The sequence below is a fragment of the Chryseobacterium sp. KCF3-3 genome, from assembly GCF_045865955.1.
Classification (GTDB): Bacteria; Bacteroidota; Bacteroidia; order Flavobacteriales; family Weeksellaceae; genus Chryseobacterium.
Window position 1 is genome coordinate 1,408,196 of record NZ_AP035792.1, and the last position, 18,096, is coordinate 1,426,291.

19 protein-coding genes and 1 riboswitch are annotated in these 18,096 nt (G+C 37.0%); of the genes, 9 read left to right on the forward strand and 10 right to left on the reverse strand.

Annotated elements, in window-relative coordinates; translation table 11 throughout:
- Positions 1 to 5 precede the first annotated feature (5 nt).
- From ACKTTZ_RS06275 to ACKTTZ_RS06315, 9 genes are all read right to left on the reverse strand, one after another.
- Positions 6 to 743: a hydroxymethylpyrimidine/phosphomethylpyrimidine kinase gene (locus ACKTTZ_RS06275; protein WP_407847862.1), complete on the reverse strand. Its 738-nt coding sequence runs from the start codon at positions 741 to 743 to the stop codon at positions 6 to 8.
- Positions 719 to 1,306: a thiamine phosphate synthase gene (locus ACKTTZ_RS06280; RefSeq protein ID WP_407847864.1), complete on the reverse strand. Its 588-nt coding sequence runs from the start codon at positions 1,304 to 1,306 to the stop codon at positions 719 to 721. Before ACKTTZ_RS06280 ends, ACKTTZ_RS06275 begins: the two co-directional genes overlap by 25 nt.
- Positions 1,303 to 3,114: a phosphomethylpyrimidine synthase ThiC gene (gene thiC, locus ACKTTZ_RS06285; RefSeq protein ID WP_407847866.1), complete on the reverse strand. Its 1,812-nt coding sequence runs from the start codon at positions 3,112 to 3,114 to the stop codon at positions 1,303 to 1,305. Before thiC ends, ACKTTZ_RS06280 begins: the two co-directional genes overlap by 4 nt.
- 24 nt (positions 3,115 to 3,138) lie before the next feature.
- Positions 3,139 to 3,345, reverse strand: a complete 207-nt coding sequence (thiS, locus tag ACKTTZ_RS06290) for a sulfur carrier protein ThiS (RefSeq protein ID WP_253317511.1) — start codon at positions 3,343 to 3,345, stop codon at positions 3,139 to 3,141.
- 57 nt (positions 3,346 to 3,402) lie between these two features.
- Positions 3,403 to 3,499, reverse strand: a riboswitch (TPP riboswitch).
- Between the two features lie 108 nt (positions 3,500 to 3,607).
- Positions 3,608 to 4,435 carry a hypothetical protein gene (locus ACKTTZ_RS06295; RefSeq protein WP_407847868.1) on the reverse strand — a complete coding sequence of 276 codons (828 nt, stop codon included), beginning with the start codon at positions 4,433 to 4,435 and terminating at the stop codon, positions 3,608 to 3,610.
- Positions 4,436 to 4,453: 18 nt separating this feature from the next.
- Positions 4,454 to 5,131 (reverse strand): RluA family pseudouridine synthase, encoded by a 678-nt coding sequence (locus ACKTTZ_RS06300; RefSeq protein WP_034692590.1) that lies wholly within the window; start codon positions 5,129 to 5,131, stop codon positions 4,454 to 4,456.
- An 11-nt stretch (positions 5,132 to 5,142) separates the two neighbouring features.
- Positions 5,143 to 5,457 (reverse strand): hypothetical protein, encoded by a 315-nt coding sequence (locus ACKTTZ_RS06305; protein ID WP_407847870.1) that lies wholly within the window; start codon positions 5,455 to 5,457, stop codon positions 5,143 to 5,145.
- Positions 5,458 to 5,460: 3 nt separating this feature from the next.
- Complete coding sequence (panB, locus tag ACKTTZ_RS06310; RefSeq protein WP_034692593.1) at positions 5,461 to 6,276, reverse strand: 3-methyl-2-oxobutanoate hydroxymethyltransferase; 816 nt, start codon at positions 6,274 to 6,276, stop codon at positions 5,461 to 5,463.
- A gap of 61 nt (positions 6,277 to 6,337) precedes the next feature.
- The gene (locus tag ACKTTZ_RS06315; RefSeq protein ID WP_034692595.1) at positions 6,338 to 7,051 is read right to left on the reverse strand and encodes a Crp/Fnr family transcriptional regulator; all 714 of its coding nucleotides are present in this window, start codon (positions 7,049 to 7,051) and stop codon (positions 6,338 to 6,340) included.
- Between the two features lie 88 nt (positions 7,052 to 7,139).
- On the opposite strand from ACKTTZ_RS06315, the gene ACKTTZ_RS06320 reads away from it, so the two are divergent.
- From ACKTTZ_RS06320 to ACKTTZ_RS06360, 9 genes are all read left to right on the forward strand, one after another.
- Entirely contained in the window at positions 7,140 to 9,518 is a 2,379-nt protein-coding gene (locus ACKTTZ_RS06320) for a heavy metal translocating P-type ATPase metal-binding domain-containing protein (protein WP_034692597.1), read from the forward strand.
- 109 nt (positions 9,519 to 9,627) lie between these two features.
- Entirely contained in the window at positions 9,628 to 9,840 is a 213-nt protein-coding gene (gene ccoS / locus ACKTTZ_RS06325) for a cbb3-type cytochrome oxidase assembly protein CcoS (RefSeq protein ID WP_034692599.1), read from the forward strand.
- A 21-nt stretch (positions 9,841 to 9,861) separates the two neighbouring features.
- Complete coding sequence (ccoN, locus tag ACKTTZ_RS06330; protein ID WP_034692602.1) at positions 9,862 to 12,123, forward strand: cytochrome-c oxidase, cbb3-type subunit I; 2,262 nt, start codon at positions 9,862 to 9,864, stop codon at positions 12,121 to 12,123.
- A gap of 21 nt (positions 12,124 to 12,144) precedes the next feature.
- On the forward strand, positions 12,145 to 12,345 hold the full coding sequence (locus ACKTTZ_RS06335) for a cbb3-type cytochrome c oxidase subunit 3 (protein WP_002983870.1): 201 nt from the start codon (positions 12,145 to 12,147) through the stop codon (positions 12,343 to 12,345).
- Between the two features lie 10 nt (positions 12,346 to 12,355).
- Positions 12,356 to 13,237: a cbb3-type cytochrome c oxidase N-terminal domain-containing protein gene (locus ACKTTZ_RS06340; RefSeq protein WP_079243485.1), complete on the forward strand. Its 882-nt coding sequence runs from the start codon at positions 12,356 to 12,358 to the stop codon at positions 13,235 to 13,237.
- Positions 13,238 to 13,332: 95 nt separating this feature from the next.
- On the forward strand, positions 13,333 to 14,787 hold the full coding sequence (gene ccoG / locus ACKTTZ_RS06345) for a cytochrome c oxidase accessory protein CcoG (RefSeq protein WP_034692608.1): 1,455 nt from the start codon (positions 13,333 to 13,335) through the stop codon (positions 14,785 to 14,787).
- A 10-nt stretch (positions 14,788 to 14,797) separates the two neighbouring features.
- Positions 14,798 to 15,250 carry a FixH family protein gene (locus ACKTTZ_RS06350; RefSeq protein WP_034692611.1) on the forward strand — a complete coding sequence of 151 codons (453 nt, stop codon included), beginning with the start codon at positions 14,798 to 14,800 and terminating at the stop codon, positions 15,248 to 15,250.
- On the forward strand, positions 15,241 to 15,966 hold the full coding sequence (locus ACKTTZ_RS06355) for a sulfite exporter TauE/SafE family protein (RefSeq protein ID WP_034692613.1): 726 nt from the start codon (positions 15,241 to 15,243) through the stop codon (positions 15,964 to 15,966). Before ACKTTZ_RS06350 ends, ACKTTZ_RS06355 begins: the two co-directional genes overlap by 10 nt.
- An 18-nt stretch (positions 15,967 to 15,984) precedes the next feature.
- The gene (locus tag ACKTTZ_RS06360) at positions 15,985 to 16,722 is read left to right on the forward strand and encodes a hypothetical protein (protein WP_034692615.1); all 738 of its coding nucleotides are present in this window, start codon (positions 15,985 to 15,987) and stop codon (positions 16,720 to 16,722) included.
- A gap of 56 nt (positions 16,723 to 16,778) precedes the next feature.
- On the opposite strand, the gene serS is transcribed toward ACKTTZ_RS06360, so the two are convergent.
- Entirely contained in the window at positions 16,779 to 18,047 is a 1,269-nt protein-coding gene (gene serS / locus ACKTTZ_RS06365) for a serine--tRNA ligase (RefSeq protein ID WP_034692616.1), read from the reverse strand.
- Between the last annotated feature and the right edge of the window lie 49 nt (positions 18,048 to 18,096).

Consider the following 18,096-nt stretch of genomic DNA (forward strand, 5'->3'; position numbering starts at 1 on the left):
GTTTTCTATGAATGTGTTCCCAATAAAGAGGGATTACTTTTTAAAAATTTTTCGATGTATCGTTTTCCGGTTCGGCAGGCATTCTCCATATTTTCTCCTTTTGCAAGCTCTGCTGTAATGGCTGAGGATAAAACACAGCCGGAACCGTGTTTGGGAAAATAGGTTGTACTACCTTCGGCTGGAACTAAAAGCGTTTCTTTTTCACTTTCAACTAAAATATCCGTTCCCAGATGATCTTTCCGATGTCCTCCTTTAATCAGTAAAGAGCATTGATTCGTATCCGGCAAAAGATGATTTTCTTTTAAAACACTGTATTCATTATCATTAGGAGTTATTAAACTAAGTTTATTAACCGTATTTTTTAATTGAGGAAGTGTTTCAAGATCAAAAAATGTGAATTCGGAAGTGCTTTTCAGAACGGGATCCCATACGATTTTCACATCAGGATTTCCTTTTTGAACTGTTTCCACAATCTTACCCATAAATTCGGCATCCTTCACTATTCCGATTTTCACGGCTGAAACAGGATAACTTTCCATCATCACCTGAATGGCTTCAGTTACTTCGTCTATAGGACGCCATTCTAAACTCAGACATTTTGAAGCAGTTTGCAATGTTAATGCTGTACATACTCCAAGCCCCATTACTTTTGATTGTTCAAAGGTTTTACTATCTGATAATAAGCCAGCGCCGCCACTGGGATCGAAACCTGCGATGCTTATGACATAAGGACGTTCCTGCATTTTTTGAATACTTTTAAGGGTTCTTCACTTTCCCAGATGGCACCTAATAAAGCTGCTCCATTTGCTTCTGATTCGAAAACTTCATGAATATTATCCTGATCAATTCCTCCAAGGGCAATCAATTTGACATCAGGATTGTCCCGATGTTTTATTTCTTCCTTAATGGTAGAATCCAGTCCATATCCTTTTTTGGAGATACTTGGAAAGAATGGGCCTATGAAAGCATATTCCCATTCTTTTTCCAAAGTATTGTATGTTTTAATATCATGTACCGAAGTTGAAATGGTATTTTCTTTCACAAACGATTTATATATTTCTTCCTTTCTATCAATCTCCCTGAAATGAAACCTTGAAATAGTAAATTCCTTCCCAAGATCGTAATGCGTATGCAATACCAGCTGTGAATAGAAAGATTCATCAATCTGAGTGATAAATTCAATCATTTCATTCCGGCTGAGCCACGGTTTACGGATATGAAGCAGATCAAGACCTTCCTGAAACATCTGATGAATAGTATCTGTTTCATTCGGAGCAATCCATTCAGGAGTTATGACTAGAATCATATATAGATTTCTTTTCCTTTTTCGATAAACTCCTGTGATTTATCCAGCATTCCCTGTTCTGCAGATTCACGAATTTCCTGTGTGATTTTCATGGAACAGAATTTCGGTCCGCACATGGAACAGAAATGAGCAATTTTGGCTCCTTCTGCAGGAAGTGTTTCATCGTGATAAGCTCTTGCTGTCTCTGGATCTAATGAAAGATTGAACTGGTCTTCCCATCTGAATTCAAATCTTGCCTTACTTAATGCATTATCTCTATACTGCGCTCCCGGATGTCCTTTTGCCAGGTCTGCTGCGTGAGCTGCCAGTTTATAAGTAATTACCCCAACTTTTACATCATCTTTATTCGGAAGTCCTAAGTGTTCCTTTGGTGTTACATAGCAAAGCATTGCACAACCAAACCATCCGATCATTGCTGCACCGATTCCCGAAGTAATGTGATCATACCCTGGTGCAATATCTGTAGTTAAAGGACCTAAGGTGTAAAACGGAGCTTCATGGCATTCTTCCAGTTGCTTTTCCATGTTTTCTTTAATCATATGCATCGGAACGTGTCCAGGTCCTTCAATCATCACCTGTACATTGTGTTTCCAGGCAATTTTAGTCAGTTCACCTAAAGTTTCCAGTTCTGCAAACTGAGCGGCATCATTGGCATCTGCAATAGATCCCGGACGAAGACCATCTCCCAGAGAGAAAGCAACATCATATTTTTTCATGATCTCACAGATCTCCTCAAAATGAGTGTACAAAAAGCTTTCTTTATGATGGAATAAACACCATTTTGCCATGATGGATCCTCCTCTGGAAACAATTCCGGTTACTCTTTTCGCTGTTAAATGAATGTATCTTAGTAAAACTCCTGCGTGAATAGTGAAATAGGAAACTCCCTGCTCTGCCTGTTCAATCAGCGTATCTCTGAAAATTTCCCATGTCAGATCTTCAGGAACTCCTTTTACTTTTTCCAATGCCTGATAGATGGGAACAGTACCGATAGGAACCGGGCTGTTTCTGATGATCCATTCTCTTGTTTCGTGAATATTTTTCCCTGTGGAAAGATCCATAATGGTATCGCCTCCCCATCGGCAAGCCCATACTGCTTTTTCTACTTCTTCTTCAATACTGGATGAAACGGCACTGTTTCCGATATTGGCATTGATTTTCACCAGGAAATTTCTTCCAATGATCATCGGTTCACTTTCCGGGTGATTGATATTATTGGGAATGATCGCTCTTCCGGCAGCAATTTCGTCTCTTACAAATTCCGGAGTGATCTTGCTTTTGGGAGTATTGGCACCAAAGCTGTGTCCCGGATGTTGAAAAGCCATTTCTTTAGATACAGAATCAAGCTGTTCTATTCTCTGGTTTTCCCTGATAGCCACATATTCCATTTCCGGAGTAATGATGCCCTGTCTGGCATAGTAAAGCTGTGTAACTTCTTTTCCTTCCTGTGCAACTTTAGGTTTATGATCATAAGAGAATCTCAGTTCATCCAGACGTGGATCTGCTAAACGGGCTTTTCCGTATTCAGAAGTAATTCCGTCAAGGATATTCACATCATTTCTATCCAGAATCCATTGTTCTCTGATTCTTGGAAGCCCTTTCTGAATATCAATGACTGCATTTTCATCGGTATAAGGACCTGAAGTGTCATAAATCGTTACCGGAGCATTATGTTCAAAGCCGCCATTGGTTAATTTGGTCGGGCTAAGCTGTATTTCACGCATTGCTACATTGATAGGGTGTAATGTTCCTTCAACATAGATTTTCTTTGAGTTCGGAAATGGCGAACATGTAATGGAGTGAGCCATAAGTATTGGTATTAAATATGAGAATTAACCGCCTTGAGTGGCAGTAATGATTAAAATAGAATCGTTGTTGTTAAGGATTGTTTCCGCCCAGATTGACAGGGGAATAATGCGATTGTTGAGCGCTACAGCAATGCCTTTTTTCTTACCAGGCAGTTCAATAGCCAGTAATGCTTCCAGATTTTCAGGAAGTACATCAAATGTTTTTCGGGTGTGGTTGATTATAAGTTCCATTCCTAATATTTTATATATACTTTAGGAATGGCCATTATTGTACAATAGAATGTACAGCAAAAGTCATCTACTTTTCCCTACGCTGGTATGATCCAGATCAGGTTCAAAGGGTAAAGTCTCAGTCTGTTGGTAACAGACACCCCTAAAGTTTGGGACGAAGTTAGACATTTTTTCAGAATGGGCAAAATCTGAAATGATTTTAAATAAAAAGCCCGTCTCTGAAATTGAGACGGGCTTTATTGATATTTAAATCAAAAAAAATTTATTGAAAAAGCTTCACAGTTCCATCTAAATTATAAGAATTATTCCATGCTCCTATGTATGTAGTACCTAAGTTTCCTGAATTATACATCTTAGTAACCATCCTGTTAAAATTATTAGTAGGTAGGGTAAAATAAAAATATTCTGCAAAAACACCTAACTTACGAAATGGATTCGGGGCAGTATCATACTGAGAAAACTCAACTACTTTTGTAATATAAATATCTACATTATTATGTTTTTCTGTGGTAATTGCCTTCTCAACATTACCCACATTATCATAAGTAATTTTTTCTACATATGTTAAAATATAATCATTGGGATTAGCTGGATTATAAGCTGCATTAGGAAATTCAGTCAAAGCTTCTGTAAGTTTTCCAACAGTATTATAACTGTATGTAATACGCTTATCCTTCGCAGCATTAGTAACAGAAGGAATATTTAATTTAATAATTCTTCCCTGATTATCAAATTCAAAGTTTCTTTCATCAATTATACTAGTTTTATAATTTTTCATTGTAGCAGTATTACCTGTGTAGGATATTCTGGTATATGGATCATTAAAAAAAGAATCAGGATACATCTCGTTTCCAATTGAAATATATCCATTTCGTTTAAGCACCCTTCCCTCTGAGTCATATTCAAAGGTATAATTTTTATCTATTCCCGCCAGAGTAACTGAGTTCAACTTAGGGAAAGAAGCTGAAATTTTAGCGGGTCTATCTGTTATAACTTGCTGAGGAGTATCAATTTCCAAGATATCATCATCTTTAGAACAAGACGTAATGACCAATAACATGGTCATCACAAAAATTAATTTAAGTTTCATAGTATTTAGTTTTTAGTTTTATTCTTCACAAGCCCTCCAGATCGCATCATTCTGCGGAACAGGAGCTATGATTTCAATTTTTTCTTTGGTTACCGGATGAATAAATTCCAGTTTCCTTGCATGAAGATTTATTCCGCCATCAGGATTGGAACGTGGTGCTCCATATTTCAGGTCACCCTTAATCGGAACTCCAGTTTTGGATAACTGTGCTCTGATCTGATGATGTCTTCCGGTTTCGAGATCAATCTCAAGAAGAAGATAATTATCCAGTGTTTTAATCACATGATAGGTAAGAATGGCTTCTTTTGCTCCTTCTGTAGCTTTCGGAAAGACAATGGCTTTATTGTTTTTTTCGTTTTTCTTTAAATAATGAACCAGTCTTTGACTTTGCGGGATCATTTCTTTTCCTACAACCGCCCAATATGTTTTCTTCACTTCACGGTTTTTCACCATCTGCGTCAAACGGGAAAGTGCTTTGGAAGTTTTTGCATAGATCACCAGCCCTGATGTAGGACGGTCTATACGATGAACCAAGCCGAGAAAAACATTTCCCGGCTTAGCATCTCTTATTTTTATAAAATTCTTGATGGATTCTAATAGTGATTCATCTCCGGTTTTGTCACCCTGTACAAGTTGACCCACCTTTTTATTAATCACCAGAAGATGGTTGTCTTCATATATAATCTGCTCCTTCATACTTCTTCCGTCTATCTTCTTCTATTGGATAAAGACAGGATAATCCCTGCCAGAAGCCCTACTGTTTTTACAGCTGAAAGCTTTGAACCTTCCGGAATAAATGCTCCGAATACACAGATCGCAGCAGCAGCATACATTGCATACACAAAGTTTTTATTGGTAAGTAACGGCGCCTGAATAAAGAAGCTCGCTCCTATCAGCACATAAAATACTTTTCTAGAAAGTAAATGATTGATTTCCGGAGAGAACAGATTAAACCATCCTACAGCAAGACAGATCAATGCTGCTATAGATAATATTCCCTGAGTAGATTGCTGATTCTGCATAGATTAATAGCTTTCGTTTTCGTTAGGAAACTCTACACTTTTCACATCTTTTACATATTGAGCGACAGCTCCTGTAATTTCTGTGTAAAGATCAAGGTATCTTCTTAAGAATTTTGGGCTGAAACCTTTGTTCATTCCTACCATATCATGATACACCAAAACCTGTCCGTCACAATCTGCACCAGCACCGATTCCGATGGTAGGAATAGAAATACTTTCCGTTACTTTTTTAGCTAATTCTGCTGGAATTTTTTCCAATACGATTGAAAAACACCCTAATTCTTCTAAAAGTTGTGCATCAGCAATTAATTTTTCAGCTTCTGCCTCTTCTTTAGCTCTTACTTTATACGTTCCGAATTTATAGATAGACTGTGGTGTTAAACCCAAATGTCCCATTACCGGAATTCCGGCATTGATGATTTTTTTGATAGACTTGGAAATTTCTTTTCCACCTTCAATTTTCACAGCATGTGCCCCACCTTCCTTCATCATTCTTACCGCAGACTCCAATGCTTTTTCAGGATTACTCTGATAAGTTCCGAAAGGTAAATCTGCTACCACCAAAGCTCTGTCGGTTCCTCTTACCACACTTTGAGCATGATAGATCATTTGATCCAGCGTAATGGGTAATGTAGTTTCAAAACCAGCCATTACATTCGCTGCAGAGTCTCCAATCAAAATAGCATCTACTCCACCTGCATCTACCATTTTCGCCGTGGTAAAATCATAGGCTGTAAGCATTGTTATTTTCTCCTTGTCGAATTTCATTTTACGCAAGGTTTCAGTTGTAACTTTTTTAATTTCAGAGTGAACAGACATAATTTATCTATTTTTAAAAGTTAAAAAGTCGGCCTTGAGCCGACTTAAGTTTTTGTATGATTTATAAAACTACGTGACCGAGTTTCATGAGTTTGTCGTGATTTAAAATCTTGATATTTCTTCCGTCGACTTCAATCAGACTATCCTGTTTGAATTCTGAGATCAGACGGATGGCACTTTCTGTAGCGGTACCGATAATATTGGCAATTTCTTCTCTCGTTAATGAGATCTTGATAAATCCTTCAGGATCTACTCCCAGTTTCTGTTCCAGCAGCAAAAGAATTTCTGCCAGTCTTTCTCTTACTGTTTTCTGTGCAAGGAAAGTAATGGTGTTGGAAGATTCTCCTAATTCGTATGAGATTTTCTGAAGCATTACGAAAGACAGCTGTGGATCTACCTCCAAAAGATACATGAAAATATCTGCGGGTAAGAACACACATTCAATATCTGTCATTGCTTCTGCTTTGGCCTGGAAATTTTCCCCGCAAAGCAAAGAACGATAGCCGATGATATCTCCTTCTTTGATAAATCTTAAAATTTGATCTTTACCGAACGCTCCTGATTTCGAAAGTTTGGCAGCACCTTTTTCCAGAACAAACACTCCTTTTGGAGTTTCGCCATCCTCGAAAATGGTATCATGTTTCTGAAAACTCAGTTTCTTTTTGCCATTAATGTATTTTTCAAAATCTGCGCTAGAAAGTCTTTCTTTAAATGATTTATCATTAAAAACTCTGGCGAACCTCTCTTCAATTGCTATCTGTTGTTCCTGCGGCATTTTATATGATATTTATCACAAAAATAGAACTTTTTAACACGATAAACAAAAAAATTTGTTATAATTTTGTAGTTCAATATTTTATGGGGTGAGCGAGAACTGTTTTCATTGTGGTCAAGGGATAGAAAAAGAGAGAATTTTATTTGATGAAAAGACTTTCTGTTGTAATGGATGTAAGTCTGTTTACGAGATTCTAAATTTAAATCATTTAGGCAATTTCTATGAGCTTAATAAAGGTGCCGGAATTCGTCCGAATGATGAAAATTCTTCTCAGTTTGATTACTTAGACACACCGGAAATCTTTGAGAAAGTCACTGATTTCTCTGAAGGAAGCACCAGTCTTGTTACTTTCAAAATCCCTGTCATTCACTGTTCTTCCTGTATCTGGCTATTGGAAAGCCTTCATACATTAAATAAGCACATTAAATATTCGCAGGTTAACTTCACAAGAAAGACCTTACAGATCTCCTTCAACCATAACGATCTGAAATTAAGCGAACTCGCTAAATTCTTAACCAATCTAGGATATAAACCGGTCATCAGCCTTGAAACTGCTGATAAAAATGAAGATCACCTTGACAAATCTTTATTGGTTAAATTTGCTATTGCTGCCTTTGCTTTTGGTAACGGAATGTTCCTTGCTTTTCCTGAATATATTGGAGGAGAAGATTATTGGATGGAACATTACAGAGGTTTATTCAGAACTCTGATTTTCCTTCTGGCAACACCTGTTGTATTTTATTCAGCTTCAGATTATTATAAATCTGCATGGTACGGTTTAAAAAATAAGATTGTCAATATTGATGTTCCGATTGTCTTAGGAATTTTTGTTCTATACGGAAGAAGTATCTATGAAGTAGTAACAGATTATGGACCAGGATATTTCGACACTCTTTGTGGACTTTTATTCTTCATGCTTCTCGGGAAAATTTTCCAGAAAAGAACATACAGCGCTCTGTCCTATGACAGAGATTATAAATCCTTCTACCCGATTGCCGTAACGAAAGTTGATTTCGAAGGAAAACAGGATAATATTTTACTGTCTGAAATAAAAGTGGGTGATAGAATTCTGGTTAGAAACCAGGAAATCATTCCGGTAGACGCTATCCTGATCAACGGAGAAGGAAATATAGACAACAGTTTCATCACGGGAGAAAGTGAAAGTATCAGCAAACAGCCTGGAGATAAAATTTTCGCAGGAGGGAAACAGGTAGGATCTTCTTTAGAGCTTGAAGTGATTAAAAATGTGGACCAAAGTTACTTAACTCAGCTTTGGAATAAGGAAGCATTTAAAAAACACGAAACGGGTCTTGACACTCTTACAAATAATGTCAGCAAATATTTCACATTCATTATTTTAGGTATCGCTTTAGTCGCAGGAACGTATTGGTATTTTATTGATTTAAAAATTATGTTCCAGGTTATTTCAGCCATTCTGATTATTGCATGTCCTTGTGCGCTTGCCTTGTCTGCACCGTTTACTTTCGGTCACATTATGAGGATTTTAGGCCGAAATAAGTTTTATGTAAAAGATACTTTAACGATTGAAAAAATTGCTAAGCTGGACACGATTGTTTTTGATAAAACAGGAACCATTACTCACAGAAAGAAATCAAATATAAAATACGAAGGTTCCGAGATCAATGAATTTGATTCTCTGAATATTAAGACTTTATTAAAAAATTCCAACCACCCGCTTTCAAAATCATTGTACGAATTCATTGAAATGAACGATGAGTATTTCCCTGTAGAGAAATTTGTTGAAATCTCAGGAAAAGGATATGAGGCCAGTGTAAGAGGAAATCTGTATAAAATTGGTTCTGCACGCTACAATAACCAGGAGCCTAAAAACCTTGAAACAGCAGTTCACATCAGCAAAAACGGAGAATACTTAGGAAAATTCATCTTTAAAAACGAATACCGTCCGAAGCTGAAAGAACTTTTTACAAAACTTACCCACTACAAAATATTTATCCTGAGCGGAGACAATTCCTCAGAAGAAAATCAGCTTAAAGAGCTTATCCCTAATTACAAAGGAATGGCCTTTAATCAAAGCCCGGAAGACAAGTTAAACTACATAAAATCCCTTCAGGATCAACACTTAAAAGTTGCAATGCTTGGAGACGGTCTTAATGATGCAGGTGCTTTAAAACAAAGTAATGTAGGAATTGCTATTGCTGACGATACAAACAGTTTTACCCCATCTTCTGATGTGATTATGAATGGAGATAAAGTAGTTACTCTGGACAATTACCTGAACGTTTGTAAGGGTTCTATTACCATTGTGAAAATGACATTTATAATCAGTTTTCTGTACAATATTGTTGGTTTAAGTTACGCTGTTACAGGGCATATGCATCCGCTCTTTGCTGCAATCATTATGCCAATCAGTTCCATCACGGTGGTTACCTTTACTACACTTTCAACCTGGATTTTAGGTCGTAAACATTTCAAAAAACAGGCGTAGAAGCCCTTATTTAGACTGATTTTAAATTAGCTGAAATCGGCATTTCGTGATGAATGTCATTATTTTTCACTAAATTTGAACCCCGAAAATAGGTTAATTTTGTTGTCCAATGGATATTCTATATTTAATGATCCTCTGCAGTGTTTCTTTAGCTGCGATTTTCTTGGTCGTATTTATAGTGTATGCCCGAAAAGGACAGTTTGAAGATGATGAATCTCCTGCTGTCAGAATTCTTTTCGATGACGAAAAGGTCAAAGAAAATGATGAAACTGGCGACAAAAATAAAGACGAGAAAGAAATAGGAGAAAATAATAAAAATTGAGAAAAATAGTGAATAGTTGATATGGAAACACAGAAGTTTAGTTATGACAATAGTATTGTCCGTGCGTTCCTTTATGCGACCTTAGTTTTCGGTCTCATTGGATTTACGTTCGGGCTTACGGCGGCATTAATGCTTTTCTACCCGGAATTACCTGAATTCTTTTTCGGGACGGATGACACAACCATTAAAAGTTTGGCATCTGGTAATATTGAAGGGTTAATAAACACTCATGGTGCATTTGGTTTTGGTAGAATCAGAATGTTGCACACCAATACCGTAATCTTTGCATTCGTTTGTAACATCGTTTACACGGGTATTTATTACTCATTACAGAGATTATTAAAAACAAGAATGTACAGTGACACATTGTCTTGGTTACATTTCTGGACTTGGCAGTTTATGATCGTTGCTACGTTCGTTACCTTCTTTATGGGGATCAATACCTCTAAGGAATATGCTGAACACGAGTGGCCGATCGACATATTGATCGCATTCTCATGGATCATTTTTGGTATCAATATGTTCCTGACTATTTCTAAGAGAAGAGTGAGACACCTTTATGTAGCCATCTGGTTCTACATTGGTACTTGGATTGCAGTAGCAATGCTTCACATCTTCAACAACCTTGAAGTACCTTTATCTTTCACAGGCTGGAAATCTTATTCAGCATATGCAGGGGTAAAAGATGCTATTGTACAGTGGTGGTATGGACACAATGCGGTTGCATTCGTATTGACAACTCCGGTTCTAGGTTTAATGTATTACTTCCTTCCGAAGGCTGCAGACAGACCGGTATTCTCTTATAAGCTGTCTATTATTCACTTCTGGTCATTAATTTTCGTATATATCTGGGCTGGTCCTCACCACCTTCAGTATACAGCTCTTCCAGCTTGGGCTCAGGCGGTAGGAACAGGGTTCTCTATCATGCTTATTGCACCATCTTGGGGAGGTATGTTAAATGGTCTTCTTACACTAAGAGGAGCTTGGGATAAAGTAAGAGAAAATCCTATCCTTAAGTTCTTCGTAGTAGCTGTTACCTGTTATGGTATGGCAACGTTTGAAGGACCGCTTTTGGCAACTAAAAACATCAACAAAATTGGTCACTTTACAGACTGGGTTATCGGTCACGTACACTTAGGAGCTCTTGGATGGAATGGTTTCATGGCATTCGGGGTTATCTATTATTTGGTACCAATCATGTGGAGAACAAAACTTTGGTCTGTAAAATTAGCTAACTGGCATTTCTGGTTAGGTACTTTAGGAATTATTTTCTATGCAGTTCCAATGTATATTTCAGGATTTACACAAGGATTAATGTGGAAGCAATTCAACCCGGATGGAACATTATTATGGAAAAACTGGTTGGATACGGTAACGGCAATTATTCCTTACTTCAAAATGAGATTCGTAGGAGGTTTATTCTATATCTCAGGATCTATCCTAATGATTGTAAACGTAATCGCTACAGTAAGAAAAGGATCATTCCAGAAAGAAGTTCCTGCTGAAGCTCCAGCGTTGGCAAACATCAGTAAAAACAGAAAAGAAGGAGAAGGTACTCACCTTTGGCTTGAAAGAACTCCGGTATTATTAGGTATTCTTTCTTTCTTTACAATATCTATCGGTAGTTCAATTGAAATTATCCCTACACTATCTCTTAAGAAAAGTGTACCTACAATTTCTGCAGTGAAGCCTTATTCACCACTTGAACTTGAAGGTAGAGATATCTATATCCGTGAAGGATGTAACGCTTGTCACTCTCAGATGATCAGACCGTTCAGAGATGAGATTACAAGATTCAACGGTAAAAACGGACAATACTCCAAAGCTGGAGAATTCGTATACGACAGACCATTCCTATGGGGTTCTAAGAGAACAGGACCGGATTTACATAGAGAAGGTGGTAAAAACCCAAGTTCTTGGCACTACAAACACATGTATAACCCAAGATCAACTTCTGCAGGTTCTATCATGCCTCGTTACCCTTGGTTAATTGCTACTGACTTAGACAGAACTAAGATGGTAGACAAGATGAAGCTGATGAAGAATGTATTCGATGTACCTTATACTAAGGCTGAAATCGATTCTGCAGATACATGGGCAAACAACCAATCGGCAAAAATTGTGAAAGATATCTTCTCTGAAGCAAATGACCTTAAGCAGGCTTATGCGAAGAGACCTCAGGGAGAATTAGAGAAAAAAGAAATTGTAGCTCTTATTTCTTATCTTCAGAGATTAGGAACTGATATCAAAACAACTGAAATCAAAACAGCAAGTAATAACTAAAAACATTAAAAGGTTCATACTATGATTCCTCAGAATTTTAAAGATATATTATCCAATACAGAAAATGCTGGTTTCTACCAGACGCTGGCTCTGATTTTCTTTATGCTGTTCTTCATCGCTTTGGTAATCTATGTTTTTAGCAGACCTAAAAAATATTACAAAGAAGAAGAAGAGGCACCTCTTGGGGATGATGAAGATGACGATTTTAATTTAAAAAATTAAACTATTTTTTATGAAACAAAGAACACCTGTTGTTATAAACATCTTAATAATAATCGGACTTTTAATAGTTTTTTATTATTTATTTGTACAGAGCTACGCGTTCCTTTCTTCACCTTACTTCTGGGGAACTGTTGTTATCGCTGGGATCCTTGCTTACATTCATGGAGCAATCGGAGACCTTATCGAGAACAACAAATTCAAGAAATTATCTCCTGAAGAAAAGGCAGCTTATTTAGCTGAAAAGAAAGTTCCTTATTTCAAAAGATTGTACCAAAGTGCATTCAAAAAGCAATCTGCTTCTGAAGAAAAGGATATCCTTATCGACCACGGTTTCGACGGAATCATGGAGTTGGATAACCAATTACCGAAATGGTGGGTAGGTTTATTCTATTTTGGGACCGCTTTTTGTATTGTATATATTGCAGCATACTCTTTCACAGACTTCGCTCACCCGTTAAGCGAATATGAAAAAGAATATAAAGAACAGTTAGCAAGTATTGAAGAATACCAAAAAACTCAGCCTCCTGTAACGATTGAAACAGCTAAATATTCAGCTGATAACATTGCAGAAGGTAAAGAATTATTCAAAACAAACTGTGCATCTTGTCACAAAGAAGACGGTAGTGGAGGTATCGGACCAAACCTTACTGATAACTACTGGATCAACCAGCCTGAGAAAACGTTATTCAAAAACGTATTCCATATGGACTGGAATGGTTCTCCTACTAACCCTGCCATGAGAGCATTCGGTAAAAACGGAGAAGTTTCAGGTGCAGAGATTGAGAAGATTGCCGCGTATGTATATCACATCAATCAGGAACAACCACCAGTGACTCAGGCTCAGGGAGGAGCAGCTCCTCAAGGAACTGAAGCACATTGGGAAAAAGAATAATTTAAAAAATTAGAAAACATATGAAAAAAACATAATTTGTTATTAGATTAAAATAGTAACGAATTATGTTTTTTCTTTTTTAAAACCTATTACATATGTCAGACATAGAAGAAATAGAAGTACGCGGCGGACAGGGACAGGTTCTGGACCCTGAGACTTACAGAGATTCTATAGGGACAATGGAGCAATCCGGAAAAAGAAGATGGGTATTTCCTAGGAAACCAAAAGGGAAATATACCAACTACAGAAACATTGTAAGTTACCTTTTATTAATTATTTATTTTGCATTACCATTCATCAAAATCAATGGCAACCCATTGTTGATGTTTAATGTAATAGACAGGGAGTTTTTCATCTTTGGACAGCCTTTCTATCCACAGGACTTCTTTATCCTTACTTTAGGTGCTATCGCCTCTTTAATCTTTATTATTGTTTTTACGATTGCATTCGGAAGAATTTTCTGCGGGTGGATTTGCCCTCAGACAATTTTTATGGAATCTATCTTCCGTAAAATCGAATATCTGATTGAAGGTGACCGAAACAAGCAGATGAAGCTGGACAGACAGGAGTGGAACAGTGAGAAGATCTGGAAAAGAAGTTTAAAATGGACTGTTTATATTATCATTTCATTGGTCATCACCCACTTTATGTTCATGTATATCGTAGGATATGAAGAGGTATTTAAGATCGTTGGCGAAGGACCATTTGCACATCCTACCAATTTTATTGTGATGATTCTTCTTACCGCAGCATTTTACTTTGTATTTGCGTGGTTCAGAGAACAGGTTTGTACATTGGTTTGTCCATACGGAAGACTTCAGGGTGTATTGATTGATAAAGATACCATCAATGTATTTTATGATTTCAAAAGAGGGGAAGGAAGATCAAAATGGAGAAAAGGTGAAGACAGAAAAGCTGCTGGCAAGGGAGATTGTATCGACTGTCATCAATGTGTAGTAGTTTGCCCAACGGGAATTGATATCAGAGACGGACAACAGCTGGAATGTATCAACTGTACTGCATGTATTGATGCCTGTGATGAAGTGATGGAAAAAGTAGGTCTTCCAAAAGGATTGATCCGCTATGCTTCTGAAAACGAAATTGAAAAAGAAACTCAATTCAAGTTTACAGGAAGAATGAAAGGTTTCTCAATATTCCTGTTCCTTCTTGTAGGATTCCTGGGATATCTTCTTTACAGCCGTGGTGAGATGGAGGCTAAATTCATCAAACCGGCAGGTAGCACATTCTTTGTAAGAGACGGTAAAATTACCAATACTTATAATTATACTTTCCTTAATAAAACGAACGAGAAAAAAATCGTTACCATCAAAGTAATAGATCCGGCACATGGTGAAATTACTTACAGTGCATCAAGTAAGATTCAGGTAGACAGAGATAAAATTTCAAAAGGGACAATTAATATCAGCTTCCCGGAAAATGATATGAAACTCTCTAAACAGAATATTACCATTGGTGTTTACGATATGAAGGGTAAATTGGTAGACTCATATCAGACCTATTTTGAAGGACCATTTAAACTGCAATTTTAATTAGAAAAAGATGAAGAACTTTAGTTGGGGACATGGTGTTGTAATTGCACTATTAGCATTCATAGTTTTTATATTATCCATGATGTTTCTTTTCCCGAACGGGCAGAAGAACTCTGAAATGGTAACCGATAATTATTACGAAGAAGAGTTGAAGTACCAGGATGTGATTGATGCTAAGAAAAAAGCAGATGATCTTCAGGAAAAACCTGTATACAGCCAGGATACTCAAGGAATAAAAATTACTTTTCCAAAAGAATATAATAACTCAAATACTACGGTAAAATTTGTTTTAAACAGAACCGACGACCAGAATTTAGACATTAAAAAATCTGTACAGCTTGATGCCAGCCAGTCTTTCACAATACCAGCACAGGTATTAAAAGTAGGAAACTACACGTTAAGATTAAGTTGGACAAAAGATAAAACAGACTACCGAATGGATTATGATGTGATATGGAAATAGGACTTATTGTATCGGCTATTGCTTTAGGCTTTGCTTCCGGTTTTCACTGTATCGGAATGTGCGGACCTATTGCTTTATCGATGGGATTAACCAAAAAACAGGCAGCCAATTTCTATCTTCAGAACCTTACTTATCAATTCGGAAGAATTTTCACCTATTCCTTATTGGGTGCACTTCTCGGAATTATCGGGCAGGGATTTGAAATGGCAGGCTTTCAAAAATATCTTACCATTACTGCTGGGGTTCTTCTGATCATTATGGCTGTATTTTCATTTGGCGGAAAAGATTTTGCTTCAAAAATTCCTTTCCTATCCAAGTTTCTGTACAGCGTAAAAATGAATTTAGGAAAATTACTTCAGAAAGCAGATTACCGTTCAAGATTTACAACAGGTCTATTAAATGGCTTTTTACCGTGTGGAATGGTATATATGGCACTTACCGCCAGCCTTGCAGGAGGAGGAATATGGCAGGGAGCTTTATATATGGCTTTATTTGGTCTTGGAACCCTTCCGTTCATGTTTGCCATAGTTCTGGCCGGAAATCTCATGAATCAAGCCTTTAGAGTAAAAGTCTTAAAAGCTGTTCCGGTAATCATGATTATTTTAGGAGGATTATTCATTCTGAGAGGTCTTGAACTTGGAATACCGTATGTTTCTCCTAAGGCAGAAGCCATGACAATTATTAAAGACCCGAACGGAGCCGTTAACTGCCATTAATTTGTATTTAAATCTACTATGAATAAAACCATCATCTTATTTCTGATAAGTCTTTTTATCCTGCAATCCTGCAGTATCAATTCTGAAATTGTCTATCATAAAGATGCTGCCTCCTCTTCTATCACAGATATCGATACAAGGGAGTTTATGGCTGAGATGATGGCTATGACACCAGATTCCTTAAAGCAGAAAGAATTTGGAGAAATGGACAGACTTCCGACTACCTGGACAAGTATGTATGATCTTTCTAAAAAAGAAGGAAAATTAAAAACTGAAAATCCGGACTCCATCAGAATCATGAAAAAGGTTTTCATGAAATCCACAAAAGAAGACAACAAGCTGGCAGGATTTTCTTTTAAAATGGACCATTTTACTCCAGAAGATTATTTGGTTTTGAAAAGTTTTACAAAGACTGAAAAAATCCCTTTAGATCAAAATATATACAATAGCTGGGATGGAAAAACCCTCACTATCGATACAGAAAATTTTAATCTTAAAAGTATTGAAGAGGCTGTCAAAACCAAAAGTTCAAAGGAAGAAGCTGAGAAAGTAGCTGGTATGATGGTAATGTTTTTTAAAAAGATTGGTACAACCTTAAAATTTGAAAATAAAATAAAATCAATTTCAGGTAAACATGATTGGGTAAAACAGATTGACGACCATTCCATAAGAATAGATTATGATCTGAAAGCCATTTATGACCAGGATACAAAACTCAAAAACGCAGATAAAAAGATTATCATCGTTACGGAATAAAAGTAAAAACCACCGAAGATCGGTGGTTTTTTTATATATTAAATCAAAAGATTCGCTTAGTTGATAACATCAAATCTCGCATATTCTGCAACCTTTTTAGGAAGCTTAATTCCTTCTGCTGTCTGGTTGTTCTCCAGCAATGCAGCCATAATTCTTGGTAATGCCATTGCTGATCCGTTTAAGGTATGAACCAACTGAGATTTACCATCTCCTTTGTAACGGCATTTCAATCTGTTAGCCTGGAAGGTTTCAAAGTTAGATACAGAGCTTACTTCTAACCACATTTCCTGAGCAGCACTCCATACTTCAAAGTCATACGTCATTGCAGATGCAAAACCTGTATCACCTCCACAAAGTCTTAATACTCTGAACGGAAGCTCAAGATCGGTAAGGATTTCTTTGATGTGCTCTACCATTTCTTCCAGAACAGCATAAGAATTTTCCGGTTTTTCAATTCTTACGATTTCTACTTTTTCAAACTGGTGAAGACGGTTCAATCCTCTTACGTGAGCTCCGTAGCTTCCCGCTTCTCTTCTGTAACACTGAGAGAATGCTGTATTTTTAATCGGAAGGTCTTTTTCCTCAAGCAATACATCACGGTAAAGGTTCGTTACAGGAACCTCTGCTGTAGGAATAAGATATAATCTATCTTCGTTGATATAATACATCTGTCCTTCTTTATCTGGCAGCTGCCCGGTACCAAAACCTGAAGCCTCATTCACAACGTGAGGAGGATTCACTTCTGTATATCCTTTTTCTACGTTTTTATCTAAGAAATACTGAACCAAAGCTCTCTGTAATCTCGCTCCTTTTCCTAAATAAACAGGAAAACCTGCTCCGGCAATTTTCACCCCTAATTCAAAATCAATCAGGTTGTATTTTTTTGCCAGTTCCCAGTGAGGGATTGCACCTTCACCAAGGCCTTCTACAGGATGAGACTGGAAAATGATTTCGTTATCATCGGCAGAAGCACCACTCTTTACCAATTCATTTGGAATGTTGGGTAGCTGATACAGAATATTCAGTAAATCATTTTCTTTAACTTCTAGCTGGGATTTCAATTCTGAGCTCGACTCTTTGTATTGTGCTGTTTTAGATTTTGCTGATTCCGCTTCTTCTTTTTTCCCTTCTTTCATCAAAAGTCCGATTTCTTTCGAAATTTTGTTGATTTCGGAAAGTTGGGAATCTAGTTCAAACTGGATTCTTTTTCTTTCTTCGTCGGCAGCGATAGCCTCGTCTACCAACTCAAGATTTTTGAATTGTCTTTTCTTAAGACCTTCTAAAACGCGTTCTTTATTGTCGCGCAAAAAATTGACTTGTAACATTTTATTTAGATGTTAAATATTAGATGTTTAGCTCATAATAAGCTAACAA